Annotated in this window: 24 protein-coding genes and 2 pseudogenes; 10 read left to right on the top strand and 16 right to left on the bottom strand. The window is 68.9% G+C overall.

Going from position 1 to position 24,744, the window contains the following annotated elements; genetic code table 11:
- Nucleotides 1-4: 4 nt before the first annotated feature.
- From ACIRU3_RS20895 to ACIRU3_RS20935, 9 genes are all read right to left on the bottom strand, one after another.
- Nucleotides 5-619, bottom strand: coding sequence for a hypothetical protein (locus ACIRU3_RS20895; protein WP_404058230.1), 615 nt, complete (start codon nucleotides 617-619; stop codon nucleotides 5-7).
- Nucleotides 613-1,539, bottom strand: a complete 927-nt coding sequence (locus ACIRU3_RS20900; protein WP_404058232.1) for a PIG-L deacetylase family protein — start codon at nucleotides 1,537-1,539, stop codon at nucleotides 613-615. The genes ACIRU3_RS20895 and ACIRU3_RS20900 overlap by 7 nt, the downstream gene beginning before the upstream one ends.
- Complete coding sequence (locus ACIRU3_RS20905; RefSeq protein ID WP_404058234.1) at nucleotides 1,536-2,267, bottom strand: glycosyltransferase; 732 nt, start codon at nucleotides 2,265-2,267, stop codon at nucleotides 1,536-1,538. The genes ACIRU3_RS20900 and ACIRU3_RS20905 overlap by 4 nt, the downstream gene beginning before the upstream one ends.
- Nucleotides 2,264-3,145: a phosphotransferase enzyme family protein gene (locus tag ACIRU3_RS20910; RefSeq protein WP_404058236.1), complete on the bottom strand. Its 882-nt coding sequence runs from the start codon at nucleotides 3,143-3,145 to the stop codon at nucleotides 2,264-2,266. Before ACIRU3_RS20910 ends, ACIRU3_RS20905 begins: the two co-directional genes overlap by 4 nt.
- On the bottom strand, nucleotides 3,142-4,029 hold the full coding sequence (locus tag ACIRU3_RS20915; protein WP_404058238.1) for a glycosyltransferase family 8 protein: 888 nt from the start codon (nucleotides 4,027-4,029) through the stop codon (nucleotides 3,142-3,144). Before ACIRU3_RS20915 ends, ACIRU3_RS20910 begins: the two co-directional genes overlap by 4 nt.
- A gap of 64 nt (nucleotides 4,030-4,093) precedes the next feature.
- A complete protein-coding gene (locus tag ACIRU3_RS20920; RefSeq protein WP_404058240.1) occupies nucleotides 4,094-4,288 on the bottom strand; it encodes a hypothetical protein in 195 nt (64 codons plus the stop codon).
- Nucleotides 4,285-4,728 carry a hypothetical protein gene (locus tag ACIRU3_RS20925; protein WP_404058242.1) on the bottom strand — a complete coding sequence of 148 codons (444 nt, stop codon included), beginning with the start codon at nucleotides 4,726-4,728 and terminating at the stop codon, nucleotides 4,285-4,287. Before ACIRU3_RS20925 ends, ACIRU3_RS20920 begins: the two co-directional genes overlap by 4 nt.
- A gap of 201 nt (nucleotides 4,729-4,929) precedes the next feature.
- Nucleotides 4,930-6,132 carry a helix-turn-helix domain-containing protein gene (locus tag ACIRU3_RS20930; protein WP_404058244.1) on the bottom strand — a complete coding sequence of 401 codons (1,203 nt, stop codon included), beginning with the start codon at nucleotides 6,130-6,132 and terminating at the stop codon, nucleotides 4,930-4,932.
- 89 nt (nucleotides 6,133-6,221) lie between these two features.
- On the bottom strand, nucleotides 6,222-6,884 hold the full coding sequence (locus tag ACIRU3_RS20935) for an HAD-IA family hydrolase (RefSeq protein ID WP_404058246.1): 663 nt from the start codon (nucleotides 6,882-6,884) through the stop codon (nucleotides 6,222-6,224).
- Between the two features lie 167 nt (nucleotides 6,885-7,051).
- Here ACIRU3_RS20935 and ACIRU3_RS20940 point away from each other — a divergent pair, with 167 nt between their 5' ends.
- From ACIRU3_RS20940 to ACIRU3_RS20955, 4 genes are all read left to right on the top strand, one after another.
- On the top strand, nucleotides 7,052-7,291 hold the full coding sequence (locus ACIRU3_RS20940) for a hypothetical protein (RefSeq protein ID WP_404058248.1): 240 nt from the start codon (nucleotides 7,052-7,054) through the stop codon (nucleotides 7,289-7,291).
- A 25-nt stretch (nucleotides 7,292-7,316) separates the two neighbouring features.
- Entirely contained in the window at nucleotides 7,317-7,790 is a 474-nt protein-coding gene (locus ACIRU3_RS20945) for a hypothetical protein (protein ID WP_404058473.1), read from the top strand.
- A gap of 118 nt (nucleotides 7,791-7,908) precedes the next feature.
- The gene (locus ACIRU3_RS20950) at nucleotides 7,909-8,055 is read left to right on the top strand and encodes a DUF6087 family protein (protein ID WP_404058250.1); all 147 of its coding nucleotides are present in this window, start codon (nucleotides 7,909-7,911) and stop codon (nucleotides 8,053-8,055) included.
- Nucleotides 8,056-8,057: 2 nt separating this feature from the next.
- Nucleotides 8,058-8,216: a DUF6087 family protein gene (locus tag ACIRU3_RS20955; RefSeq protein WP_404058475.1), complete on the top strand. Its 159-nt coding sequence runs from the start codon at nucleotides 8,058-8,060 to the stop codon at nucleotides 8,214-8,216.
- Nucleotides 8,217-8,275: 59 nt separating this feature from the next.
- Here the strand turns inward: ACIRU3_RS20955 and ACIRU3_RS20960 are convergent, their stop codons facing one another.
- Nucleotides 8,276-8,509, bottom strand: coding sequence for a hypothetical protein (locus ACIRU3_RS20960; RefSeq protein ID WP_404058252.1), 234 nt, complete (start codon nucleotides 8,507-8,509; stop codon nucleotides 8,276-8,278).
- 98 nt (nucleotides 8,510-8,607) lie between these two features.
- Nucleotides 8,608-8,904 carry a hypothetical protein gene (locus ACIRU3_RS20965; protein ID WP_404058254.1) on the bottom strand — a complete coding sequence of 99 codons (297 nt, stop codon included), beginning with the start codon at nucleotides 8,902-8,904 and terminating at the stop codon, nucleotides 8,608-8,610.
- 667 nt (nucleotides 8,905-9,571) lie between these two features.
- Between ACIRU3_RS20965 and ACIRU3_RS20970 the strand changes: the two genes are divergently transcribed.
- Complete coding sequence (locus ACIRU3_RS20970) at nucleotides 9,572-10,468, top strand: replication-relaxation family protein (RefSeq protein WP_404058256.1); 897 nt, start codon at nucleotides 9,572-9,574, stop codon at nucleotides 10,466-10,468.
- Between the two features lie 196 nt (nucleotides 10,469-10,664).
- On the opposite strand, the pseudogene ACIRU3_RS20975 reads toward ACIRU3_RS20970, so the two are convergent.
- A pseudogene (locus ACIRU3_RS20975) lies at nucleotides 10,665-11,398 on the bottom strand (hypothetical protein); the annotation flags it as partial.
- 796 nt (nucleotides 11,399-12,194) lie between these two features.
- On the opposite strand from ACIRU3_RS20975, the gene ACIRU3_RS20980 reads away from it, so the two are divergent.
- Nucleotides 12,195-12,917, top strand: a complete 723-nt coding sequence (locus ACIRU3_RS20980; RefSeq protein WP_404058258.1) for a conjugal transfer protein — start codon at nucleotides 12,195-12,197, stop codon at nucleotides 12,915-12,917.
- 25 nt (nucleotides 12,918-12,942) lie between these two features.
- Here the strand turns inward: ACIRU3_RS20980 and ACIRU3_RS20985 are convergent, their stop codons facing one another.
- Complete coding sequence (locus tag ACIRU3_RS20985; RefSeq protein WP_404058260.1) at nucleotides 12,943-14,340, bottom strand: sensor histidine kinase; 1,398 nt, start codon at nucleotides 14,338-14,340, stop codon at nucleotides 12,943-12,945.
- Between the two features lie 32 nt (nucleotides 14,341-14,372).
- Entirely contained in the window at nucleotides 14,373-15,131 is a 759-nt protein-coding gene (locus ACIRU3_RS20990; RefSeq protein WP_404058477.1) for a response regulator transcription factor, read from the bottom strand.
- Between the two features lie 594 nt (nucleotides 15,132-15,725).
- Here ACIRU3_RS20990 and ACIRU3_RS20995 point away from each other — a divergent pair.
- From ACIRU3_RS20995 to ACIRU3_RS21010, 4 genes are all read left to right on the top strand, one after another.
- Nucleotides 15,726-17,327, top strand: coding sequence for an IucA/IucC family protein (locus tag ACIRU3_RS20995; RefSeq protein ID WP_404058262.1), 1,602 nt, complete (start codon nucleotides 15,726-15,728; stop codon nucleotides 17,325-17,327).
- A 100-nt stretch (nucleotides 17,328-17,427) separates the two neighbouring features.
- Nucleotides 17,428-19,143, top strand: coding sequence for an IucA/IucC family protein (locus tag ACIRU3_RS21000; protein WP_404058264.1), 1,716 nt, complete (start codon nucleotides 17,428-17,430; stop codon nucleotides 19,141-19,143).
- Complete coding sequence (locus ACIRU3_RS21005; protein ID WP_404058266.1) at nucleotides 19,140-20,351, top strand: type III PLP-dependent enzyme; 1,212 nt, start codon at nucleotides 19,140-19,142, stop codon at nucleotides 20,349-20,351. The genes ACIRU3_RS21000 and ACIRU3_RS21005 overlap by 4 nt, the downstream gene beginning before the upstream one ends.
- Nucleotides 20,348-21,664 (top strand): MFS transporter, encoded by a 1,317-nt coding sequence (locus tag ACIRU3_RS21010; RefSeq protein WP_404058268.1) that lies wholly within the window; start codon nucleotides 20,348-20,350, stop codon nucleotides 21,662-21,664. Before ACIRU3_RS21005 ends, ACIRU3_RS21010 begins: the two co-directional genes overlap by 4 nt.
- Before the next feature lie 506 nt (nucleotides 21,665-22,170).
- On the opposite strand, the gene ACIRU3_RS21015 is transcribed toward ACIRU3_RS21010, so the two are convergent.
- Entirely contained in the window at nucleotides 22,171-23,517 is a 1,347-nt protein-coding gene (locus ACIRU3_RS21015; RefSeq protein ID WP_404058270.1) for a hypothetical protein, read from the bottom strand.
- Nucleotides 23,518-24,150: 633 nt separating this feature from the next.
- A pseudogene (locus ACIRU3_RS21020) lies at nucleotides 24,151-24,406 on the bottom strand (DNA-directed RNA polymerase subunit alpha); the annotation flags it as partial.
- Nucleotides 24,407-24,744: the final 338 nt, after the last annotated feature.

The following is a 24,744-nucleotide window of genomic DNA, read 5'->3' on the forward strand; positions in this document are numbered from 1 at the left end:
TCGGTCACCTCGCCCAGAAGCCGACGAGGGCTTCCACGGCCTGGGCGACTTCGTCCGGTCCTGTATCGGCAGCCAGGACCGTGAGTTCTCGCGTGACGGGCCGCCGGGGCGTGTGGACGAAGTAGTCGCGGGCGTGGCGGAGGAAGCCGGGCTCGTGGAGGAAGTAGTCGGACTCGGCGGCGGTGTGGCCGGCGGTCTTGCGACGGAGGTGGAGCGTCTCGGCCGGTACGTCGAGGTAGAGGGTGTGGTCCGGACGCAGGAACGGAAGCGTCTTGAGGCGGTCGCGGAGCTGGTGGTGGACGCCGTACCCGAGCAGGGCGTCCAAGGCGTAGGCGTGGGCGAGGAGGGTGTCCACGGAGCGGTCGAGGACGACGAACCGCCTGCCGCTCGCAGCGGCCTCGGCTACTCGTTCGGCCTCGATCTCCATGAACCGCTCGAAGGCGGCGAGCTGGGAGGCCGCGGAGTCGGTGCGGGCCGGCGGGATGTCGTCACGGTGGGCGATGTGCCTGACGTAGCAGTCGGAGACGAAGGCCCGCGAGCCGAGGGCGGTGCCACGGAGGTGGTGTATCGCCGTGGACTTGCCGGCGTAGGAGGGTCCCTCCAGGGCGATGATCAGCACGTCGCCGCCTCCGTCCGGTAGAAGCGCTCGGCGTAGAGGCCAATACCGTCGACGAGGTCGGCCGCCGTGGTGAAGGCGTGCCGGATCGGCCGGTACATCTTCCGGGCCGGATGCATCTGCGAGCCGTGCATCCGCAGGACGGTGACCTTGTCCAGGACGACGCCGGTGATGTCGACCAGCTCGGGTCTCATCGTCGCCCCCGTACGCGTACGGAACAGCTGCTGGTCGCAGCCGGCGAGCGCGTACGTCGCCCAGAAGGCGAGGTCCTCCCAGAACCAGGTACAGCCGAGGCGAACCGCGGCGTCGTGGACGAGGAGATGGTCGGGGTGGCGGGTGACAGCGGCGGGCGCGAGGAGTTCGGCGCCCGGGTGGGTCGCGACTACCCGGCGGAGGTCTTCCGTGACCTGGTCGAGCGCCCGCGGATCGTAGGGCCGGTACGGCGGCTCGGCGTCCTTGCGGCCGAGGAGCTGTCGGCGGGCGCCGAAGGGCGCGAGCGCGGCGGCGCCCTCTCGGTCGCGCAACTCGGAGACGACGTCGACGGTGGGGTACGTGCTCTCCAGGGCGGGGTGGACGCTTCGGGACCGGGTGAAGACGGTGACCACGGTCAGCGGTCGGGGGCGGGCGAGGAAGGCGCCGGAGGCGGAGAGGGCGAAGTCGTCGTGGTGGGGTTCGATGACGAGCACCGGGCGGCCGACGGGGGCGCGGGCCTCGATGCAGTACGGGACGCGGGTGTGGGGCGCCGTCACTTCCAGAACATGGTGGTCGTGGGTCCGGTGGCGGGCGGCGAGCTGCCGGGTGTGCGTCTGGTGGGCACAGTGCAGGTCGTCCGGGAAGGTGTAGATGCCGTGCCCGTCCGGAACCGGCAGGTCGGCCGGAGAATGGGGCTGAGGTCGGACCTGCACAGGAGTCTCCTTCGTCATCGCACGGTCGTCTCGTACCAGTGGCGCCACATCCGGGGTGACCGGAGGCGCAGGCGGGCGGTCACAGGGTTCTGCCACCAGAGCATCCGGAGGCTCGACCACTGGTCGTAGCGGCGGGTCGACGGGCGCACGCGCAGCTCGTCGAGGATGGTCACGGGCCGTCCGGTGACCTGTCCGTGGGCGGTGAGGCGGGCGAAGAACTCCACGTCCTCGCTCATGAACAGGTCGTCCCGGTACCCGCCGACGTGGTGGAAGGCGTCGGCGGTGCAGAACTGGTTGACGCCCTGGGCTCCGCCGCGCCGGGTGCGATGGTGGTCCCAGTAGGCGCACAGCAGGCGGGCGCCGAGCCGTTCCGGGGTGTAGAGCGGTGGGATGGCGCCGCCGATGGCCCCGGCGTCCATGGCGGCAGCGGCAACGGCAACGGCCTCCAGGGGCAGAGCCACGTCCGCGTCGGTGAAGAAGAGGCGGCCGCTGCGGGCGGCGGCCGCTCCGGTGTTGCGGACCCGGCCGATGTTACGGACGGTCTCGGTGACGACACGGACGCCGAAGGAGGCGGCCATGTCGGCGGTGGCGTCGGTACTGGCGTTGTCGACGACGATCACCTCCCCGATGTGACCGGTGATCTCCTCCCAGCGGACGAGGGAGGAGAGGACGGAGGGCAGGTAGCGGGGCAGGTAGGCGGCCTCGTTGAAGGCCGGGATCACCACCGACAGGGCAGGGGTGGTCATCGGTACGTCCTTTCCGGGCGGGGTACGCGGAAGAGGTGCGGGGTCCGCCGGTTCAGCTCGTCCAGGCGGCTGGCCCACCGAGTGCGGTCGTCGCCGGGTTCCGAGTGCGCCCAGCAGCGCGACGTGTGGAAGACGGCCCAGGCGGACAGCTGGTGGTGGTCCAGGGCGAGCGGATAGGCGTCGGTGACGGTGCGCGTCCGGGCGGAGGCGAAGGCACCGGTCATGACCAGGGTCTGGGCCACATCGGATTCGCGGGGTCCGATCGCGGCATCGGTGAAGTCGACGAGGTGCCGCACCGCACGGGGGCCGGCGATCACGACGTTGTCCCCGTGCAGATCGCCGTGGCACCACACCGGGGCCGCTGCCGGAGCATCTGTCACGGCTGCCAAGGCAGGGGCGATGCGGTCCAGGGCGCTGGGCGGGCAGCGTCGGCCGAGGGAAGTGACCTGCTCGTGGAGCGGCCGCCGAGGCGCCCACGACTGCACGGTCGCTCGGTGCAGGCGGCCGAGCAGGCCGCCGAGGTCCCGTAGCGCCCGCTCGTCGCTCAATCGCCCGGAGCGCACGGCGGCGCCGAGGGTGAGCGGGCCGAGGTCGGAGGTGACGAGAGCGGTGGCCTGGTGCCCGGGAACATGTCCATACGCGAGGACGGTCGGTACGGGGACGTAGATACCTGCTGCTCTGATCGCCGCGGCCTCGCTGATCGCGTCGCGGCGGGCGGTGGCCGCGTACAGCTTGATCACCACGCTCCGGCCGTCGGCCAGGCCCGCCCGGTACACGACCGACCTCGACCGCGCGGACAGGCGATGTACGGTACGGACCGGAACGCCGACCAGTCCGACGGCGGCCCGCAGCACGGCGGCGGGTACGTCTCCGTTCACCTTGCACCCGCCGGCTCCGTACCGATGGCGCCCAACCGGCGGACGTGCCGGAGGGTGCGCGACATGTGCCGCCGGTACTCGGATACGTCCTCGGTGACGGGGCAATCGGCCTGCCACGGCTTCTCAGGACCGACGAAGTGCACGAGGGCCGCGTTCGGGTCCGGCCTGAGCGACCGAGTGACGACTCGGCTCACCCAGTTCCCCCGTTCAAGGAAGCGGGAGGTCTCTAACCGGTTGAAGCCCACGTCGACCGGCCGCACTCGGCCCGAGTGCAGAAGCCACAGGTTCAGGGCGTCCTGGTCGTTGTGGAGGATGTGGCGGCGGCCATGGATCAGCGCGTGCTCGACGCCTTTGCGGACGGTGGACATGTGGCTGGTGTGCGTCCAGAGGACGCCTGCGTTGTAGTAGGGACGGCCGCGCAGCTGGGGCCAGTGTTCGGCGGCCCCGGGCAGAGCCGGGCACGCACCGACGGCCGGATTGAACTCGTCACGGACCGCACCGGTCTCGTCCGGCTCCAAGGGATCGAGCGGCTCGGTGATGTCTCCGCGCACGAGCACGTCCGCGTCCACGTAGATCAGGTACGGCCGGAGGACAAAGCCCGGCGTGAACTCGAACCGCAGGTACGTGGTGACGGTGATGTACGAGGCGTCCGCCATGCGGGAGGTGCGCATCGGGGAGCAGTGGCGGAGGCCGAAGGAGCCGAAGCCGACTCTCTTGGCGAGGTCGGAGAGGAGGAGGGCCTGCGCCGGGGTCAGGTCGATGGTGAGGACCCGAACAGCCCCTCTGCGACGGGCCGCCGGAGTGAGGCCGTCGGCCAGGCCCGCGAGGGTGGCGAGGCCGGGCACGAGGTAGTGCTGGTCGATGCAGAGTCCGAACGCGTACACAGGGGCTTCGCCTTTCAGGCGTGGTGCACGGGCGGGGCGCAGGGCCGTCGGTGAGCCTGAGAGCTCACTGGTCGTCCCCGGCTCCGGACGGGGCAATGATTTCGAGGCTGTCGGGGTCGTCCGTCTCCCAGTACGGGCCTCCTCCGACCGGCGTCCGCAGCACCCACACGGTGCCGCTGTCACGGACGTCGGTGACGATCGCCCGCCGCCCGCCGCCGTCCCGGACGAGGTCTCCGACCCAGGCACGCCGGGCGCTCACGAGCTGCCTTCGTCATGCTGGTCGGTCTGCGCGAACCAGCCGGAGGCCGCGCCCGCGATGTCCCGGCGGCGACGAACCTGGCCAGGGGTCCGGCCCGCGGTGCCATTCGACGCGTCCGCGAGGAACCCGCCCCGCTCGCGCAGCAGAACGCCGAAAGCCGCGAACTGGGCGGCGTCGGAACCGACATGAGTCGGACCTCCGACGACAACGCCCCGGATCATCCCCGCGGAGAGGGTGGCCGTGACAGCCTGCCAACCCGGCCGTTCCATGAGCGGCCGGGCCGGGTCGGAGTCGGACCAGACACCGGCGACGTGCCAGTGCCGGGCGTCGGCGTAGTAGCGGCCACGCTCCTCGCCCTCGCTGAGGGCGGTGGAAGTGGCGGCGCAGGAGTAGACAGCCACGGGTACGTGCCCGAGGCTGCCGGGCGGGTTGTTCGGCATGTCCTCAAGGCTGCTGGGCTGCAACGTTCAGGCCCAGACACGGCCCGTCGCACCAGGGAGGCCCGGTTTCCGGAAGGGCTGCCACGTCCCGTGGCAGCTGAAGTCGGATCGCCCGAGGGTGTGCCACGCTCCGTGGCGGTCGAGTCGGTGCCACACCCACTCCTGCTACGGAGCGTGGTACTTCGGCCCCGGCCCCGTGCGTCAGCGGACGCCGAGCGGTACGCCGGCGGAGTTCGCCAGTCCTCGCAGCCGGCTGACGGACACCCCGGCGAGCCTGCTGATGATGACGCCGGGGAGCATCTGGTGGCGCACCCATCCGGGAGCCATCTCGCAGACGGCCTGGAGGGTGTCGGCCGCGGCCTCCCACCGACGGCATTCCACCTGCGTGAGGGCGACGTCCAGGCCGTAGCGGGCGCGGGTGGCCAGAGGGACGGCGTCGTCCAGACGGACCGTGTCCATCAGGCGCAGGGCTCCCGCCGTGTCGCCGAGGGCGACCGCGATGCTCATGGCCTGCGTGGCCGCGTACATCGGGCCGTACGGCTGGGCATGGGCCCCGCGCGCGTGTTCGTCCCCGATGCGGGCGGCGACGGCGTGGGCCTGGGAGAGGTACTCGCGGGCGTCGTCGGCGTGGGCGCTGCCCCGGGAGGCGGCCACGGCCGCGTTCGTCACGAGCTGCCCGTAGACGCTGAGGCGGTCCGGGTCGTCCTCGCTCATCTTGGGCTCGATCCGGTCGGCCTGCGCCGCCGCGAGGAGGAACCCCTGCCGGGTGCGGCCGTCCCGGAGGTTGACCCACGCGGTGGTGGCGGCGAGATGGGCGTCGCGGAGGTCGTCCCCGGTCCGCACGGCGACCTGGCGGCCGTATGTGAGGGCCGCGTACGCCAGATCCCGTGAGCCGAGCACGTTGGCGGCCATGCCGGCGGTCTGGAAGGTGTCGATCAGGACCCCGGCAGCGGCTTCCTTCTCGTCGAGGCCGGCGACGTCGAAGCGGGCCCGCGCCTCGGGGAGGAGCTGTCCGAGGAGCGTCCCCAGCTCGGCGTACCGCCCGCTCCAGTAGGCGGCGTCCGCGCGACGCAGGACCGTGCGAAGCTCTTCGACACTGCCCGGCTCGACGTCCGCGGGAATGCCGATCGCGGCGTCGTGGGTGGCGGCGGAGACCGCGCGCAACGCGGCCCGTTCGTCCCGGTCCATGGACCGGCGGGGCGCCTGCTGTCCCAGCAACACGGCGATGTCGGTACCGAGCGCGTCGGCGATCGACAGAAGGGACGGCAGCGATGCCGTCCCTCCGCGTTCGAGCTTTCTGACCACCCCGACAGAGACGCCTGCGGCCTCCGCCAGCTGCTCCTGCGTCATTCCGCCCCGCAGCGCCTTCAAGCGTTCCGAGGTGGTGTACTCCGACCACTCCATGGTCCAGAACCTCCGCGTGGTGAGCCCCACACGGACAGTACTGGCCGGAGAGCGGGCGCGGACGCCCTTTACCGGCAAGGGAGTTGTCATCAGGCGGCAAGAACCGCTGTGACCCCGAGCAGTGCTTCAAGCTCCGCTACGGCCGCGTCCTCGTCCGTGACATGAACGGTGGAGATACCCAACGCGGCGGCCGGCGGAAGGTTCACCGCGTGATCGTCCACGAAGACACACCGCTCGGCAGGCAGCCCGATCCGCTCCAGCGCGAGCCGGTAGATCGCCGGATCCGGCTTGGCCAGCCCCTCCAGCTCGGACACGACGTGCACGTCGAAGAGGTCCCAGATGCCCACGTGCTCGTACGGGTTGAACGGATCGAGCCCAAAGCTGTTGGACAGCAGCGCGAGCCGATGACCGGCGGCCCGCGCGGCCCGCGCGAGCGCGACCATTCGCCGCGCCGGTGGAACGTCGGCCCACGCCCGCCCCATCAGGTTCACGGGGTCCACGTGCTCCCCCAGCAGCGCCGCCGTCCCCTCGTTCCACTCGGCCTGCCCGATCTCCCCGACTTCCAGCGCCGCGTACAGCCGCCGGCCATCAGGATGGTCGTTGAGAGTGGCACGCCACGCGCCCGGCTCCAGCCCCTCGGACACACACCAGGCACGATGGGTGTCGATCGGGCTGGCCGTGAGCACTCCCGCGAAGTCGAGGATCAGAGCTTGCTGGTCACTCTTGCTGGCAGCGCCATTGCTGTGGAGCATCCGATGGCCGTCCCTTTCCTGTCAGTCCCATGGAGACGCTACAGCGCCCTGTCAGGAAGAGACTGGGGCGGAAGACGCTACGTAGGCTCCTCCCCTGCCGGCGTCGGAATGGGACTCCTTGGGTGCTGCGGCTCGATTGGCTCGGCGAGCGGCTCGCCTGATCACCCGTGGCGGCCGCCGCCGGCGTCTACGGCCGGTCCCTGGCCACGGTGCTCATGCTGCCCGAGCGGTATGCCGCCGTAGGGCAGATGACCCAGCGCATCTTCGAGGCCGTGCCCGCCGGCTGCCTGCCGCTGGCCCCGGCGGACATCCGCTTCGCCGACCGGTTCGTCCCGAAGGAGCTGGTCGTGCACTCCGGCAGCGACGTGCTCGAACGCCTCTCCCACGGGTGTCGGTCTCGCCGGTGACCCCGACGGCGCACCGTATGACCGGCTGGTCGCCACATGCGGCGTGGTCGATCTGCCCTACGCGTGGGTGGAGCAGACCCGGCCCGGCGGCATCATCCTCGCCACCCTCTCCGGCTGGCTCTACGCCTCCGAACTCGCCCGCCTCACCGTGCACGAAGACGGCACCGCACGCGGCCGGTTCCTCGGCGGCCAAGTCTCCTTCATGCTCGCCCGCCCCCAACTCCCGCCGCCCCTGGGCACCCTCCCCGACCTGAACGCCGGGCACGAGCGCCCCTCCGCCCTCGCGCCCGACGTACTGAACGACTGGAATACGCGCTTCGTCGCCCAGATCGCCGCCCCCAGGCCCAGCGCGTCACCCTTACCTGGGAGGGCCGGGAAACGCACGTACTCCTGGACATCGAAGAGGAGTCATGAGCCGCGCTCGCCAAGGACGGCGACACCTGGACCGTTCGCCAGGACCGGCCCGAACGCCTCTGGGACCCCGTTGAGGACGAGGTGACGCGCTGGCGCACCGACGGCGCCCCGCCACTGGAACACTTCGAAGTCATCGTCACGCCCGAGGGGCAGGCCGCGACGTGGGCTAAGGTCTGAGCCCCAAGCATGAGGGAGGGCGAGCGATGGGTGACCCTGGAGACGAGCCGCTGAACGAATGGGCGGACCGCCGCGCCGCACGCCTGCGGCCGGTCGGTGAACGCCGCGCCGTCACCCTCGGCACCGGCCCGCAGCACGCCGCCCACCTGGACCGGGACACGCGCCCCAGTTGATCATGGAGTGGGACGGCTACCAGTGGGTGCCAGTGACCACCGTGGACAACTACGCCGCCGCGCAGCGCATGCTGCACGGCATCGAAGGCGATGGCCGCATGGAACTGCCTGCAACCGGACCGAACCCGATGATCGGGCACGGGCGACACCGCAAACCCTGACCCCGAATACGACGATGCCCGCGCCGGTCTGACCAGCGGGGGCATCATGCTGCATGGAGTCACTCCAACTTGTTCGACCGCTCGGCCACTCCACGGACATATTCGCCGCTGTATCTGGTGATGATCTCCAGCGCCTTCCTGCGCCCGCGTGGCGGATTGACGTACGCGCGGCCAATCGCCTGCTGGTGGCGTGCACGGGCCGCCTCTACCCCGCGCTCAAGCAGCTCCAAGGCGCGCGTGGTCGCTTCAACGGCACGACGATCACCAGAGCGGTCACAGATTTCGACCGACATCGGCCGAACGGACCACTCGCCGATGCCGCGGCGGTCAGCCGCAAGAGCCTCCTCCACCCGGCTCAGGCAGCCCGACCAGGAGCAGCGTCACGTCGTCGTCATGCGCCGCCGTGTCCTGAATGAGGGTTCTGATCAGCCGTCCGCAGCATGGTCAAGCCTGCTTGCCGATCGGTGAGGTCTTCCGCGTACTGCAGCACCGACGCCAAAGCCAGCTGGGCCGGCGACAGCCCACGCCGTCCGTCAACCGGATACCAGTCGGCGAAGTCGCCATCCGTGAACAGGTCGTCCAGGCGATCCCGCACCCACATAGCGGCCGTACCCTGCGGATTACTCGCCCGCGCCATCCGCACCGTCAATGGCGGAATCATGCGCCCCGACCACGAACCCATCGCCACCGCGGCCACCCCTCCGACCGCCGAAACCGCCCCGCTTCCACCAGCCAGCACGGCAAGAACATCAACTCACGCACGGCCAGCAGACTTCACCTCACCGAGTGGAGATCACCAACAGCATTCAAAACTGCGGACAGAGCCGAATGCAAGAAGTCCCATCAATGCCCGTGATCGCGGTTGCTCGCTAACGACCGTCACGGCCGTCAGCGAGCAGCCAGCCCCGCCCGAGTCGCACCCCGCCCTTACACGATGGCCGCGCCGGCGCTCTCCTGTCCCGCCTCGCGCGAGGCCCCGCCGTCGCGCGCGAAAAACACCAGCGGCTCCCCATCCCCTCGCCCGCCGCGGGCCTGTTCCCACCCACCCACTTCTCTTTTCTCTCTGCTGTGTGGCGTGGGCTCCGGGGGCGTAGAGGGGATGTCGGCCTCCCGACCATGGCAAGGTCAACGTGGTGACCTGCGGATTCACGGACAGGCGTGACCAACGCTGCGGACGGTTGTCGGACGCGTTGTCGGCGGGGATGTGGGCCTGGTCCACGGAGGCGTTGTCGCTTCGTGACCGTGGTCGGGCCTTCGCGGTCGGTCCTCTGGTCGGGGCCGGCTGCTGCTGTGTCCGGTACGCGCGGCGCCGGGCGGCCCGGTACCGCACCGGACGGGAAGCGAGCGGATCCGTGATGATCGGCGTGGACGTAGGCAGCGGGGACCGGATGGCGCTGGGCGTGCTGACGCAGTACCGGATGGCCAGCACCGAGCAGATGCACCGGGTGATCGCACCCGAGGTGCGCATCGAGCAGACCCGGCGGCGGCTGGCCCGACTACGGGAGGAGGGTCTGGTCGACCGCATCACCCTGCCGCAGGCTGGACGGACCCGGGTGTGGTTCCCCACCCCGTACGGCGTGCAGCTCGCCTGCGAATGGCCCGAGCTGCGCGGGCACCGGCCCTCCAGGACCGTGTCCGATCCGACCGCCGTACGGCTGAAGGCCGGCCACACGCTGACCGTGACCGAGACCGCCCTCGTCTTCCTCGAGGACGCCCGCCGCCGCAGCGATGTGTGCCAGCCGCTGGACTGGATCCCCGAGGTCCACCACCCGATCGGGAGCGGCGAGGCCGTCATCCCCGACGCCCTCCTGTACTACCGGCGCGGCCCCGCCGACGGCGACAACGGTTCGATGCTGCGGGCGTTCGTGGAAGTCGACCGGGCCACCATGGGCCCGGAACGTCTCGCCGCCAAACTGTCCGCGTACGAACACCTCTACCACTACGTGCCCACGGTCCCTGGGCGCCGGCCGACCGTCCAGGAACCGGCGGTGCAGGAGTGGCAGCGGCACTACCCGCTCTTCCCCCGCATCCTGTTCGTCCTGGACAACACCGGGCCCAGCGGTGTCGAGAACCGGATCCGAGCACTGCGCGCGTGGGCCGGGCTGCTGACCCGCTTCCCGTACGACGTCCCTGTGCTCGTGGCGCCGCTGGCTGACCTGCTCCACCACGGCCCCTCCGCACCCGTGTGGCGCCCCGTCCACGACCCCGGCTGGCGAGTTGGCTGGACCGAGTCCGGGCACCGGCAGGCGTAGCGCGCTGACCAGCCATGGTCGGAGGTGAGCACGGCGCTGCCAGACCCCGTAGTCGGGCTCATGGTCGGGCCTGCGGGCCACCCCCGACAATGGCCAGCGGCGGCGCGGCCACGGCCGCCGAGGGTCCCACCGCGGCACCGGGCACTCCACGGGCCCGCAACTGCGTGGACCATGCCCAGCTCGTAACCCCACGCTTTCGGGTGGGGCGGTCAGCCAACGTAGGGTCATCCAGTCTTGGAAAATCCGACTCTGGTTGTGACCTGGTGTTTTGCAGGCAGGCTGGGCAGGTCGGTGATGAAGTACGTGGCGGAGCCGAGGATGCCGTCGGGGTTGCGGTAGCGGTCCCGCTGCAGGAAGCCGTGGCGCTCAAGCCCCTCCAGCCCGGTCGCCACCGCCACCACTCCTTCGCGGCCGCGGCAGGCCAGGTCCGCGACCGCCATGTGCCGGCCCTCGCGTTGGGTGCTGATCAGTCCGAACAAGCCCTTCGCCTTGAAGGACATGCGCTGGTCGCGGAGCAATCCGTTGGCGATCTGGGTGAACTGGTCGCCAGCCATCGGTCCGCAGCGGATCGCCATGCCGTAGTCGCCCTGGCCGCCCTTGGGGGCCGTCGGCGCGTTCAGCGCCGTGGCGGCGTCCGCAATCAGGGCTGCGACGAAGGCGGGGTGGTCGGTAATCGAGTAGACGATTTCGCCGAGGGCGCCGTTCGTCCGGCGGAGTCGTTCGCGGATCAGGTAGCCGTGGGTCTCCAGCTCTTGCAGCCCGGTGCGCACCGCCTTCCGTCCGCCGGGCCCCGGAGCGGACGAGCCCGGCGACGGTCACCTGCCAGCCGTCGTGGTGGGTGCTGATGTAGCCGAAGACTCCTTTGGCTTTGCAGGAGAGGCTGCTATCGCGGAACAAGGCGTTGGCGATCTGGTGATGGTCGCCGGCCATTGGTCCGCGGCGGATGCGTGCTCCGCTCGTCACGCGTCCGTGGGTGCACGGTGTGTGCGGCGGCCGGTGCCGCCCGCACCGTGCGTGGTGCCGATGAGCGAGGGACGTGCTGAGATCCATTCCCTCAGATCACCCGCCGGCCCCGACAAGGCTGGCGACCACAATCCCCGACCACCGGTCATGATCCTGCAACGACAGCCCTCAAGCTGCCATGGTCGGGCCAGTGGTCGGCCCGACCACGCCCGCGTGCCGCAGGCTACGCAATGGGGTGCAACGCCAACTGCGCAGCCTGCGCGCGGAGCGCTGCGCACCGGTGCGCGTATCGTGCGCGGTTGGCTCGTGCGTGTGGTTGCGCAGCCGTGATGACGCGGCCGGTGACGGGGTGGGGTGCATCCGGCCCCGTTGCGCAGTTGCCCCGGAGAGAAGGCTGCCACCCCGCGCCGCTGTTGTACCGGGGGCTTCTCGTGCGTGCGCATCGGTGCACCGCCACCGGGCTCGCCCGTGCCGGCTTCATGCGTTCGCAGTGAGGTCGACGCGGGTGGCAAGGCGTGGTCGGGTCTGTGGTCGGGCCGACCATGACCCCGACCATGGGCTTCGTAGCCGCATCGTGACCGTGGTCGGGGTCTCGTGGTCGGTGGTCGGCCGACGGGCTTCCTCAAGGTCAGCAAGATTCGTTCTCACCTGGGAGTTTGACCATGTCCCCTGGCATGCATGCTACGGAAAGCACGGAACTGGTACCCCGATGGCGGCAGGCGTGGCGCTTCAGACGATGCGACGCCGCGTACGCCTCTCACGCGTGGCTGTCTGGACTGTGATCGCGGCTGGCCCCATCGCCCTGTGCGTCGCCGTCGCCTCCACCCCGACCACGGTCCAGGCGGCCACCCCGGCCAAGCCGACCACCGTGCGCACTGCGGCGGCCGCGGACCCGGGCGGCTATGCGCAGGTGTTCGTCAGCGCCTGGTTGCGCAGCAGCATGGACGAAGCGATGAGTGCGCAGGTGCGGCTTGCGCAGTCGATGGCGCCGGGCGTCGACTTGCCCGACCCGGCCTCTGATGCGCAGTCGAGGCCGCAGTCCGTGACGGCGGTGCGCAGTGCCCAGCGCGACGGCGGTGCGTGGTCGGTGACGCTGGCTGCGCAGCATGCCGACGGATCGGTGCGGTACTACGCCATGCCGGTGGCCACCGACCGGGCGGGCGCCTCGTTCGCGGTGACCGGTGCGCCCGGCGTGGTGGCCGGTCCAACCCAGGCCGAGGTGCCGAAGTCGCCATACGGCGTGACCGTCCCGGAGGGTGATCTGTCCTCCACCGTCGGGGAGTTCCTCGCCGCTTACCTGACGGGTGCCGGAGGGGTCGACCGTTACGTCGCGCCCGGCGTGACACTGGCTCCGGTCTCCTCCGCCCCGTACTCGGCGGTCTCCGTCGAGGAGGCAGCGGCGTCGCCGAACGCACCGCCCAATGCCGTCTTGGCGCCGTCGGTGGTGGTCAGGTCGATCGCAGAGGTGCCGACGCCCTTCTTCTGAATCTCGGCAGCCCTCGGCTGGGTCGTCATGACGGAGTCCGCCGTGCCGTTCTGCGCAGGCGTGCGGTCATGACGGGCTGCAGCCGCACGACGGCGTCCAGGCCGCCGCCCTGTGCCGCGAGCAACGTGACGTCGCCACCGCTGGCGTCAGTGAGTCGCTGAACCATGGACAGTCCCAGGCCCGTGCCGTCGTGGTGCGTATCGGCGGCACGCCAGAATCGGTCGAAGGCCCGTTGCCGGTCGGTTTCATTCATCCCCGGGCCTTGGTCGATGACGTGCAGTTCGACCATGGCCGGCATGCGGCCCCCATCGGCTGGTGCAGCTGCGATCGCCAAAGTAATGGTGGTCTCGGGAGGAGCAACATGGAGCGCGTTGGACAGCAGGTTGTCGATGATCTGGTCGAGTGCGCCGGAAACCGCCCACACGCGCCGCCCGCTGTTGGCACCGGTCACGGTGATTCCGACGCTCTGTTCGGCGGCGAAGGCCGTCCACATGGAAGCCCGTTCGGCAACGACGGCGTCGAGGTCGACGTTCTCAGGGGTGATCGCCGAGTTCTCCAGCCGTGCGAGAGCGAGCAGTCCCTGGACCATGCGGCTGAGTCGCCCCACTTCACCGATCGCTTCGTTCAGGCTGGCCTGTGCGCAAGGAGCGAGGTGGGGTTCAAAATTCTCCAAACGCAGGCGCAGGGCCGTCAGTGGTGTCTTCAGCTGGTGAGACGCCTCCGAGGCGAATGCTTCCTGGGTCTGGAGCAGGTGTTGGAGCCGGGTGGCCGTACGCGTGAAGGATGCGGCGAGCCGACGCAGCTCCGGCGGGCCGCGATCGGCGGCAGGAGGATCGGTGAGACGGCCGTCGGCCAGCTGCGTAGTGGCTTGTTCCAGAGCCCTCAGAGGACGGGTCGTCCAGCGGGCGATGACGAATCCGACCAGGGCCACCGCGATCAGCACGCCGACAGCAACGAGAACGAGCGCCATCCACGTGGCGTGCACCTTCTTCGCGAGGGGCGCCAACGAATAGAGAGTGCGTACGACGCACGGGGTGGGGCCATTGGAGGTGTCAGGCACGGTTGCGAACAGGACCTTGCCGCCTGGGGCGACATCTTCACTGATACCCGTGGCGGGTCGCCCCCGTAGGGCCATGACGACGTCCGGCTCGGAGGAGAGGTTTCTGCCCACAGCGGCGGAGGTGACCGTATCGGTGAGGACTCTTCCGCTGCGGTCGATGACGATGACACTGCTGCCGGTCCGCTGGGCATAGCTGCGGGCAAGCTCGGGAAGGTCCGAGGCCAGACCGTGCTCCAGCTTCTCCTCGCACACCGCAGCCAGCGTCACGGCGCCCAGTTCCGCGGTATTGGAGAAGCGGTTCAGCTCGCTACGTGCGTATACAAAGCCGAACGGCACTTCGAGGACGAGCAGGACCAGCGCCATGAGGCTGAGATAGCTGAGCAATAGGCGGCGGCTCATCGGCGTCCTCGTGACGACGCCGGCTGCGCCGGCGAAGTGGCCGGATGCTGCGCGGGCGGGACCAGGCGGAACCCGATGCCACGGATGTTCTCGATCCATGACGGGTCACCGAGTTTGCGGCGCAGGGCGGCGATGTGGACGTCAAGTGTCTTGGTGGGACCGAAGTAGTCCGGCTCCCAGACCGTGTCGAGAATCTGCTGGCGGGTGCAGACGGCTCCGGGATCCTCGGCGAGGCATACGAGCAGGTCGAACTCCTTGGGAGCCAGGGCGATCGGCGTCGCTTGCAGAGACACCTGACGGGTACGGCGATCGATGCTCAGCGGGCCGATCCACTGGGCGTCGTCGCACGTGCCTGTCATCTCCCAGCCACCGGACACGGCAGCGCGAACTCCGTCGAGTGGACCGATGCGGGCGCGGCGAGTGACAGCACGGATGCGTGCGACCAGCTCCCGGACTCCGAACGGTTTGGACACATAGTCGTCCGCGCCCAGTTCGAGGCCGAGCACTCTGTCCACCTCTGAGTCACGGGCGGTGATCATGATGATCGGCACTGAGGAGCGCGCTCGCAACGCCCGGCAGACGTCGACGCCGTCCATGTCCGGCAGTCCGAGGTCCAGCAACACCATCGCCGGCTCTGCTGCCGCCAGGCCCTCAGCGCCGGTCCGGGCGCGTTCCACAGTGAATCCGAAGCGCTGTAGGCCCTCTGTCAAGGGCTCGGCCACGCGGTCGTCGTCTTCGATCAGCACAACATGCATGCCGACAGGCTCACGCATTGAAGGCCCGACGTGCGGCCCCATCGCCGCGTCACTCCCCCGTCTCAGTGATGTTCGCTCTCGGAGCGCCTTGACGACACAAGGAGCTTCCGGGAGAGCTCCGTGGGTGAATCCACCAGATGACGCATGAAGCCGCCCAAAGAATTTCCAAGACATCAAGGAGATTGCCAGGAAGTGGTTAGTGATCGGTTAAGGACCTGAGCATCAGGTCGCCTCAATATCGCGACTTCAGCGCACGACAGCCCAGTAAGTGCTGCACATCTTAGGGAGATTGATCTCGGTACGGCTCCCGTCGGCTGTGCACACCCCGCGCGCCCCTCCTTTGACGCAGCCGCCCCAGGTACCAGGCGCGGGCGTCATCGTTTTCAGGCATTCGCCGTCCTACCAGCACGTTGCCCGCTGTATGTGTGCTGGATTTTCCTTTACAGGACATCACCTAGTGTCCGATGTGCGGCGCCGGATACCAGGCACGCCGCGTAGAGAAAGACGGCTTCGACTCCTAGGGGTGCCCATGGCTGTTCAGGAACCTTGCCGCAGCACTGAATCCTCGTTCAATTGCAGGCAAGGACGGTGAAGATGTACGAGGCGACAATCGACGCGACGCTCGCCGAACTGGGCAGCAAGCGCCCGGATCTCTTGCAGCCGTTCATGGCGGCGCTCCCGGGGGCAAGGGCCACTGTGCTGGCCCGTCTGTGGGGCGCCTTCGGACGAGAGCCTCTTCCTGGCCTCACTGCGCGATGGCGGGACGCGGAGACACTGATCGTCGATCTGCGCAATGGGGGCCGCCTCACGGGAGCCGAGGCCTGCTCCCGGCAATTCGCTCCGGTGCCTGACGACTTCACAGTGGCAGGACCCGAAGGACCGATCCGCGAACCGGGCGAATTGCTTGCGCAGTTGGACCTGGGCACCTGCGCCGCGAGTCGCCTCGTGGCGGAACTCGACAACAGCGTTGTGAACCTGGCCCTGGCCCGCGCGGCAAACGGCCATCGCGATGTGCCGTCTGCGCTCCGCGATTCGGTCGATGCGGAGCAGGCGGTGGTGGACGGCCATCCGCAGCATCCCTGCTGCCGCACGCGTAGTGGCATGAGCGTCGCCGACGTGCTCGCCTACGCGCCCGAGCACCACCCGGTGATCGAGCTCGCCCTGCTGCCGGTCCCGGCGGAGCGCTGGCTGGGTGCCGGCAGCTGGCCGGAGGAGCTGCGGGACGGTGGCACGTTCCTGCTTCCGATCCACCCCTGGCAGCGGGACCACGTCCTGGTGCGCCACCCCGACCTCGCCCCGACACGACGAACGATCCGGGCCCGGCCCCTGTTGTCACTGCGCACGCTGGCGCCCGGGGCCGGCTTGGCAGGTCGTCATATCAAGACCTCGCTGGACGTACAGGTCACCAACTACCTCCGCACCATCTCGCCCGCGGAGGTCGCCGACGGTCCGCCTCTGTCAGAGTTAGTGTCGGCGGTCCTCGACAAGGCCGGGTTCGGCGAAGATCTGGGGATCCTGCGCGAGCTGGGCGGCGGGGCCGTACGGGTGGACGGGCAGGCATCCGCAAGCCTCGCGTCCATGGTCAGAGAGTCCACCGACTCGCACCTCGGGGTCGGAGAGGTCGCCGTACCCCTGACCGCGGTGCACGCGACCGGAGCGGCAGCAGTGGTGGGTGATCCGGTGCACTGGCTGGCGGACCTCGCTGAACTCCTGCTGCCTCCCGTACTGACCCTGTTGTCCATGGGCGTGGCGCTGGAGGCCCACGGCCAGAACACACTCGTCGTGATGAGGGACGGCCGGCCGGTGCGCATCCTCTACCGGGACCTGGACGGGGTGCGGGTCAGTCCACGACGACTGGCCGACTGCGGCTTCACGCTGCCGGTCCTGGCCGGGTCCCGCGCCTGCAACGACGTCGGCGCACTGCACAGCAAGCTGTTCGGTGCACTGCTCAGCGGGGTGTTCAGCGAGCTGGTCGACGTGCTGGCACGTACCAGGTCGGCCGACCCCGCGCAGCTGTGGGCAACGGTGGCAGATGTCGGTCGCAGCGTGTACTCCGAACTCCCGGACAGAGATGATGCCGCGGCCTTCTTCGGTGCCACCTTGCCGCTCAAGGCGACCATTGCCATGCGTCTGGCCGGCGACCCGGGCAGAGCACGGTGGACCGCTGTCCCCAATCCACTCGCTCTCCATCGCTGACCTCCGTGTGCCCACCCTGACCCGATGGTCGGCACATGGCTCTCCATCCCGCCCTGCCGGGAGCCACCGAAGCCGCATCTCCGACGCACTGGAGTCACCCATGACCACGCCCACCACCATCCCGAGCAGCACCATGCCGACCGATCTGACACCGCCGACGGCTGCTACGCCTGCTCAGATCTCCGACAACGTCACCATCCACACCCTCCTCAACTGCCTGATCCGCGAGGTGTCCGCACCCGAGCGCCAGGTGACCATCGACCGCGACCACCTTTTGCTGCGCCTGCCCCGCCGTGACCTACTGCTGCGAGCGCGCCTGCGCCGGGTATCACTGATCGGCGCACACCGTTTCCAGGGCCCGCTCCAGCGATTCACTGACACCACATGGGTTCCCGTCGGCTGGCACGAACTCGCTGTATATGTGAGGGAGGAGTTGGAACTGCGCACCGGCGACACCAACAGTGAGTTCCTGGAACAGGTGGCCGACAGCCGCGCGACCATCCACGCGGCCCTCGAGCACCGGACGCACACGATGCCGCAGCAAGACCCGTATGTGGCCTCGGAACAAGCCCTCGTCTTCGGTCATCGCTTCCACCCCACCCCCAAAGCCCGTACCGGAGACACAGCGGACTGGCTGACGTACGGACCGGAAACCGGCGCCCGCTTCCGGCTGCGTCACCTGGCCGTGCGTCGTCATCTGGTGCAGGAGGAAGGCGACGTCGCCGAACTCGACGCGCTGTACGCTGTGGCCGACCCCGAATTCGCGACGCTCCCGGTACACCCCTGGCAGTTCCGGCTGCTAAGCCGGCACGACCGTCTGCGTGCGGCCATTGCAGCGGGGGACGTAGTCGACAACGGTGTCATGGGGCCCGAGTTCGCGCCTACCGCGTCCGTCCGCACGCTGTATCAGCCGGACGCCGACACCTTCCTCAAGTTCAGCCTGAACATCCGCCTCACCAACTGCGTTCGCAAGCATGCCAGTTACGAACTGCCCGGCGCCGTTGCCCTGAACCGCCTGCTCCAGCCCGTCATGGTCCGTCTGGCCGAACGCTTTCCCGGGTGCGCACTGCTGGAAGAACCCGGGTACCGCACGGTTGCCGCAGATGGCGACACCGCACTTGTGGAGGGGTTCGGTGTCATCGTCCGCTCGGGACTACGCCCCCACCTGCGCCCCGGGGTGACCCCGCTGCTCGCTGCCGCGATCGCGGACGAATATGCCAGCAGCGCCGCCCACGTCTCCCACCTGCTCGCTCGTGGCAGCCGGGATGTCTTGAGCTGGTGGGACGCCTACCTCCAGCTGCTCCTACCGCCGGTGCTGAGCGCCTACTTCGAACACGGCGTCGTCATGGAACCACACCTGCAGAACGTCGTGGTCGGTGTGCACACCGACGGATCGCCGGCACAAATGCTGTTCCGTGACCTGGAGGGGACCAAGCTGCTGCCACAGCACCACGCGGGTTTCCTCGCCTCCCTCCCCGATGATGTCCGCCGGCCCATCACCTACGACGCCGAACAGGGCTGGAACCGGGTCGCGTACTGCCTTCTGGTGAACCACGTCTCCGAGGTCCTCGGCGCCCTCGCCGACCTCGAACCGACTCTGGAATCGGCACTGTGGGGCATGGTCCGGGACTGTCTCCACGCCTACGCCCGTACCGTCGGCACACCTCCACGGTTGCGCGCCCTGCTCTCCGGCGTCCCGTTGCCCGCGAAGGCCAATCTCCTCCTGCGCTGGGCACGCAAGGCCGACCGGCACGCCACCTATGTGCCCCTGCCCAGCCCCCTCGGCGCGGACTTCCCCCGGGGGGTCCCTCAGTGAAGGAGCCGCTGCTGCGCCATGTCCACCACATCACCGATGCCGAACTGCCCGCCTACGTCTACGACTTGCCGAGCCTGCGAGAGCACGCCCGGTCCATCCGTGTCGCGCTGCCGCAACGCGTGGAGCTCCTGTACGCGGTAAAGGCCAACTCCGACCCACGCCTTCTGCAGGCTGTGGCAGAGCACGTCGACGGATTCGAGGTTGCGTCCGGCGGCGAACTACGCCATGTCCGCGCTCACTTGCCCGACGCGGCGATCGTCTTCGGCGGCCCCGGCAAAACGTCGACCGAACTCGACGAGGCACTGTCCGCAGGTGTGCAACGCCTGCACGTCGAAAGTGAGCAAGAGCTGCGCATCCTGACGACCGTGATGGGCCACCGCACCGCCGACGTCCTCCTGCGTGTCAACGCACCCGTGGTCGTTCGTCAGACGGCACTGACCATGGGAGGCAGGCCCAGCCCGTTCGGGTTGGATCCCTCCCAGCTGGACCGATGCATGCAGATCATCGCCGACGACGGGCGTATCCGACTGCGCGGGCTCCATGTCCACCTCGCGAGCGGCCTGGACGCCCGAGCCCATCTGGCCCTGGTCGAAGAGGTTGTGAGCTGGGCAGACTGCTGGACGAGGCAGCGGGGGGTCGAGCTGACCGAGATCAATGTCGGCGGCGGCATGGACGTCGACTACGACCGCCCGCACAAGACGTTCGATTGGTCCGCCTTTGGCACCGGACTCCGACAGATCCTCTCACGCCGCCCCGGTCTGACGCTGAAAATCGAACCCGGCCGGTCGGTCACGGCCTACTGCGGCACATACGTCACTCAGGTTCTGGACGTGAAATTCAGCCGAGGCGAAGCGTTCGCCGTCCTCCGCGGAGGAACTCACCATCTGCGCACGCCCGCCGCGAAACAGCACGACCAACCCTTCGAGATCATTCCCGACGACGTGTGGCACCTCCCCTGGATCCGCCCGGAGGCACGTGACGAGCCGGTGACTCTGGTCGGTCAACTCTGCACACCGAAGGACGTGCTGGCCCGTCGGGTCATGACCACCCGACTGCGAGTCGGCGACCGGGTCGCCTTCACCATGGCCGGCGCCTACGCCTGGAACATCTCCCACCAGGGATTCCTCATGCACCCCCACCCCACCTTCCACCATCACGACGAGGGGAACCAGCCCCTGCCGTACGAGTGCGCCTGCCGGACCGCATGAGGACGTACACCCGTACCCGTGTCCCTCAGCAGGCAAAAGCGCCGAGCGCGGTGTACGCCACCCTCACCATCCCGGCCTTCCGCCGGTACCTGCTCGGCCAGCTGACCTCGAACGTCGGCACCTGGATGCAGCGTGCAGCCCAGGACCTGCTGGTCCTGCATCTCACCGGCAACAACGGCAGTGCCGTCGGCATAGTGACTGCACTTCAGTTTCTCCCCCAGACGCTGTTCAGTCTCGCCGGAGGGGTCCTGGCCGATCGGTGTACCAAGCGCCGAATACTGCTGATCACCCACACCGGCATGGCAGTGCAGTCCCTGCTGCTCGGCATCCTCACCGTCACCGGAGCGGTCAGTCTTCCCTTGGTGTACGCACTGGCCTTCGCCCTCGGCACAGCCACCGCAATCGACAGCCCGGCACGCAGCGCCTACGTCTGCGAACTGGTCACACGCGAGCGAGTGGCGACTGCGGTCAGTCTCAATTCGACCCAGTTCAACGTCGCGAGAATCCTCGGACCCGCGGCAGCGGGGCTGACAGTGGCCGCCGTCGGGGTCGGCCCGGTGTTCTTCATCAACACCGTCTCGTACCTGGCAGTCCTCTACGGGCTGCTCACCCCCGTCAGCGGTCTCCACGGCCCTGCCCCTGCCAAGCGCAGCGCCAAGCTCCGCGACGCGTTCCGGCACATCGCGTCAACGCCCGAGCTTCTTCTGCCCATCGCCCTCATCGCCTTCGTGGGCACCTTCGGCTTCAATTTCCAGGTCACCACCTCCCTGGTGGCGATCACCGTCTTCCACTCGGACTCCGCGGCATTCGGCTTTCTCTCGACCGGATACGCGGTCGGCAGCCTCGTCGGCGCGATAGTCGGCGCAAGGATCAAACGGCCGCCCACGGCAGGGCGTCTGATCACTGCCACGGTCGTATTCGGTCTGCTGGAGGCAACTCTGGGCCTGATGCCCGGCTACGACACCTTCCTGGCCCTGCTCATTCCGACCGGCTACGCCTCCGTGACCATCACGATGACCGCCAACTCTCTCATCCAGCTCCACGCGCAACCGCATCTGCGTGGCCGCGTCCTGTCCGCCTACTTCCTCGTACTCCTCGGCGGCACCCCCATCGGCGCACCACTGGTCGGCCTGGTCTCCGACCACTACGGCGCACGCTCGCCCTTGCTGCTCGGCGGGCTCGTCTCGACGTTCGCAGCGGCGGCTTGCACAACACTGACGTTCCGGCTCCGACGTCAGGGCAAGCCAGGACGTACGGGTGACCAGTTAGGCGAAGGCCTCGTCGGCACGCTGGACTTTCGACACCGGAAGTAGGCCACTTCCAGGTCGACGCAGGGTCGGTTGACGTCTTGTGTGACGTAACGGCTGCTCGGTGCCAAGCCGGTCGCCGAGACGGCAGCGGTGAGCCGTGGGGGTGATCAATGCTCGCACTGTGGAATCCCGGCGTCACTGGGATTGGCGGCCCTGGACGCACGGCCTCAACCTGTCGATGCGGTCAGCGGTGCGCGGGCCCATGACAGCGCGGGCACTGCCGGAGTCGGTGTAGCCGGTGCCGTTGGCAGCCCGGTAGCTCCACGAGTAGCCATCATGCTGGTCACCGCAGTGCCGAGGCCCAGAAAACCGCTCTTGGTGTCGTCGAGCCACGGAGCAGACAGACCCCGATGTTCTGGGTTGCCGGCCACAGCTACTGCAGAATCGCCCTCATCCACTGGGCCAATCTGACGACCGCAGCAGTTGGCGATCCGCGAACCGAGCGAGGTCCGGGATGTCGACTGCCCCGACACGGGGGAGGTGTCGGGGCAGTCCGTCATCTCGATCGGTCAGCCGAGTGAGGTGAGGAGGGTGTTGAGTGCTTTGGCCTCGGTGGCCTTGTCGGGATTCGGGGCGCGCAGTGCCGTCAGGACCTGGTCGATCTCGCTGTCGAGGAAGTGCCACGCCTTCTCGCTCTTGGGCTCGAGTGTGGACTGGTCATCGTCCCAAGCGGTCTCGAGGCCGGTCACTCGGGCGGTCGCGGCTCGCTGATTGCCCGAATTGAGCCTTGCCAGGGTGTCGGCTGTGATCGTGCGGAACTTCGCGATCTCACTGGGAGGGAACGGTGACGTCGCCTGCTCCGGGGTGAGATGGGCGGTTACGGGCGCGAGGGCGTCGTCCTCGCCGGCCGCGGCAGCGTGGGGCTGGTGGTGCGCCCAGATGAGAAGGGCCGCAGTGGCGACCGCCACAACGGCGTAGTAACCGAGCATGATTCGCTCACGCGCCGGGTTCAGCGCTCGTGGGGCATCGGTCAGGCCGTGGGTTTCGATCACATCGCTCCGGCTGAGCGTGAGGTACACGACCGTAGCAAGGATTGCAGCCAGGAAGATCACGCTGGTCACCGCGGTGCCGAGGCCCAAGCCGCCGTCGCCGCTGGGCGAGCCGAACCAGTCGCCGAGGTTGGCCCCGAGCGGGCGGGTGAGGATGTAGGCCAGCCAGAAGGAGAGCACTGCTTCGGCGCCGAGGCGCCAAGCAAGGACGATCGCGACGATCAACCCGAGAGGCAGGAGCACGGAGACACCCGGCGTCCAACCGGTCAGGTCGAGGGTCCAGTCACCGGTGGCGGTGCCGAGAGCGAAGGTGACCAGGACCGCGAGCCAGTAGAAGAGCTCACGGGGACAGGTGGTGATGCTGTGGACCGACAGGGTCCGCTCGCGCGCGTACCAGATGCCGAACACAACGGCGAGGACGGCGGCGAACACACTACTGCTCAGTGCGAGGGGAACGCCCTGGCTGTCGGTGAGGATGTCGGTGTAGAGAGTGCCGGTCACGCTCACCACCACCACGGTGAGCCAGTACACGAATGGGATGTAGCGTTTGGTGCCGAGTTGCCAGCTCAAGACGCCTGCGAGAACGGCGGTGAAGATCAATGCGGTGTTGATCAGGCCAACGCCGAGGTTCATGTTGATCCAGTCGGCGAAGCTTTCGCCGACCGTGGTGCACAAGATCTTGATGATCCAGAACCAGATCGTGACCTCGGGAACCTTGTTCAGCATCTGCCTGGCAGGCGTCCGAAGGCTCTCGGGGGACAGGCGATGAGAGCCGGCCCCGGCCAGCTGCTCGCCGGCTCGCTGCTGGTCTCCCTGCTGGGCGCCTGCCGCTGAAACCACCGGATTGTCAGACGTTTCATAGGTCATGCCGCCCGACTGTGCCATCGGCTACCTGAACGCATCCTGACTGCCACCGTCACCGGCCCCACTCGTGCCGCATGAGCATCATCACGCCATGCCGACCGCTGCCCCAGCATGTTCCGACCGTGCGACCGGCTGGCTACGGCGCCGATCCGGCCCCGGCGTGGTGTTCTCTTGCACCGCCGTGCTTCGGGCTCGCCGGGTCAGTGGGTGCGCCTCCCCCGGGCCACTCCTCCGCCTGCCGCTGTCCGCCGCCCCGAGCCTGCTGCCGACCACGGCAAACGGCCTGGTCACCGCGATGATCCTGCTCGTGACACTCCTCACCGGCGGCTACGCGGACTCGCCCGCCGCGAGCGTCCACACCTCACCCGTTGACGAGTCCGAATCTCCTTCAGGGCCTCGCCGCAACAACCACGACAGCGACATTGGGGCGCCTCCTCCGTGTGCGCGGTGGGTTTCGTCAACAAGCTCGTACACCCGCGCCCCGGGCTACTGCGCCCGCACCTTCCAAGCAGCCGCCGCGCGACGCACGCATGCGCCCCGTCCTGCGCTTCCCGCATTCGGCGATCAGCGTGGATATTGCCCCATGGGGTACCACCGCCGTACATGCCCGCTCCCCGGTTCCCCGAGGCCGGTGTGCTCGACACACGTGACCTCAGCCTTGTACGTGACCTTCAGCACCGGGCTGTATCTGGGGTCGACCGCAACACGGCCGATCTCCTGGCCCACCTGCGTGTTCTGCACAGCGGAGACGTAGCCGTGAGCGCGCTCGACGGTCAGCTCCATCTCCGGCTTGCCCCTGCCGCAGAGCATGGCGAGGGACCGGGTCGGGGTTGTGCACCTCGACACCGGCCTGAGGCGGGACGTCGGCGGCGGTGACAAGGCCCGGGTTCTGCGGGCATGGGCGCACCATCACCGACGTCTACGGCTCCCGAGCCGTTCGCCGCGTACGAGTGGCGGCACCCGTACCGTCCACGACGTCCTCGCCACGCTCTGTGACGGGACGGCGCGCAGCCATGCCGACGGCTGCGTGGCCACACTGCCGGGCCTCGTCGCACGTGGCGACATGGCGTCGCGTCGCAGCAGCATGACGGGGAGGCTCAGCAGGCTGGAGCTTGCCCACGGCCGACTTCGAGATGCGGTCACCAGCACCTGCTGGATACGCTCTCTGAGTGGCCGGGTGACGATGCCCCAAGGCCGTGGCGCAGCAACCGCCCCACCCCGCCAGCGGAA

It is taken from the genome of Streptomyces sp. NPDC101151, from assembly GCF_044768335.1.
In the GTDB taxonomy this organism is placed as follows: domain Bacteria; phylum Actinomycetota; class Actinomycetes; order Streptomycetales; family Streptomycetaceae; genus Streptomyces.

Excerpts from the sequence above, each read along its gene's own strand:
- ACIRU3_RS21000 (WP_404058264.1), top strand. The coding sequence starts at position 17,428 with ATGACCACGCCCACCACCATCCCGAGCAGCACCATGCCGACCGATCTG.
- ACIRU3_RS20995 (WP_404058262.1), top strand. The coding sequence starts at position 15,726 with ATGTACGAGGCGACAATCGACGCGACGCTCGCCGAACTGGGCAGCAAG.
- ACIRU3_RS20985 (WP_404058260.1), bottom strand. The coding sequence starts at position 14,340 with ATGGCGCTGGTCCTGCTCGTCCTCGAAGTGCCGTTCGGCTTTGTATAC.
- ACIRU3_RS20930 (WP_404058244.1), bottom strand. The coding sequence starts at position 6,132 with ATGGAGTGGTCGGAGTACACCACCTCGGAACGCTTGAAGGCGCTGCGG.
- ACIRU3_RS20955 (WP_404058475.1), top strand. The coding sequence starts at position 8,058 with ATGGAGTGGGACGGCTACCAGTGGGTGCCAGTGACCACCGTGGACAAC.
- ACIRU3_RS21010 (WP_404058268.1), top strand. The coding sequence starts at position 20,348 with ATGAGGACGTACACCCGTACCCGTGTCCCTCAGCAGGCAAAAGCGCCG.
- ACIRU3_RS20905 (WP_404058234.1), bottom strand. The coding sequence starts at position 2,267 with ATGACCACCCCTGCCCTGTCGGTGGTGATCCCGGCCTTCAACGAGGCC.
- ACIRU3_RS20900 (WP_404058232.1), bottom strand. The coding sequence starts at position 1,539 with ATGACGAAGGAGACTCCTGTGCAGGTCCGACCTCAGCCCCATTCTCCG.
- ACIRU3_RS20935 (WP_404058246.1), bottom strand. The coding sequence starts at position 6,884 with ATGCTCCACAGCAATGGCGCTGCCAGCAAGAGTGACCAGCAAGCTCTG.
- ACIRU3_RS21015 (WP_404058270.1), bottom strand. The coding sequence starts at position 23,517 with ATGACCTATGAAACGTCTGACAATCCGGTGGTTTCAGCGGCAGGCGCC.
- ACIRU3_RS20960 (WP_404058252.1), bottom strand. The coding sequence starts at position 8,509 with ATGTCGGTCGAAATCTGTGACCGCTCTGGTGATCGTCGTGCCGTTGAA.
- ACIRU3_RS20925 (WP_404058242.1), bottom strand. The coding sequence starts at position 4,728 with ATGCCGAACAACCCGCCCGGCAGCCTCGGGCACGTACCCGTGGCTGTC.
- ACIRU3_RS20990 (WP_404058477.1), bottom strand. The coding sequence starts at position 15,131 with ATGCATGTTGTGCTGATCGAAGACGACGACCGCGTGGCCGAGCCCTTG.
- ACIRU3_RS20950 (WP_404058250.1), top strand. The coding sequence starts at position 7,909 with ATGGGTGACCCTGGAGACGAGCCGCTGAACGAATGGGCGGACCGCCGC.
- ACIRU3_RS20970 (WP_404058256.1), top strand. The coding sequence starts at position 9,572 with ATGATCGGCGTGGACGTAGGCAGCGGGGACCGGATGGCGCTGGGCGTG.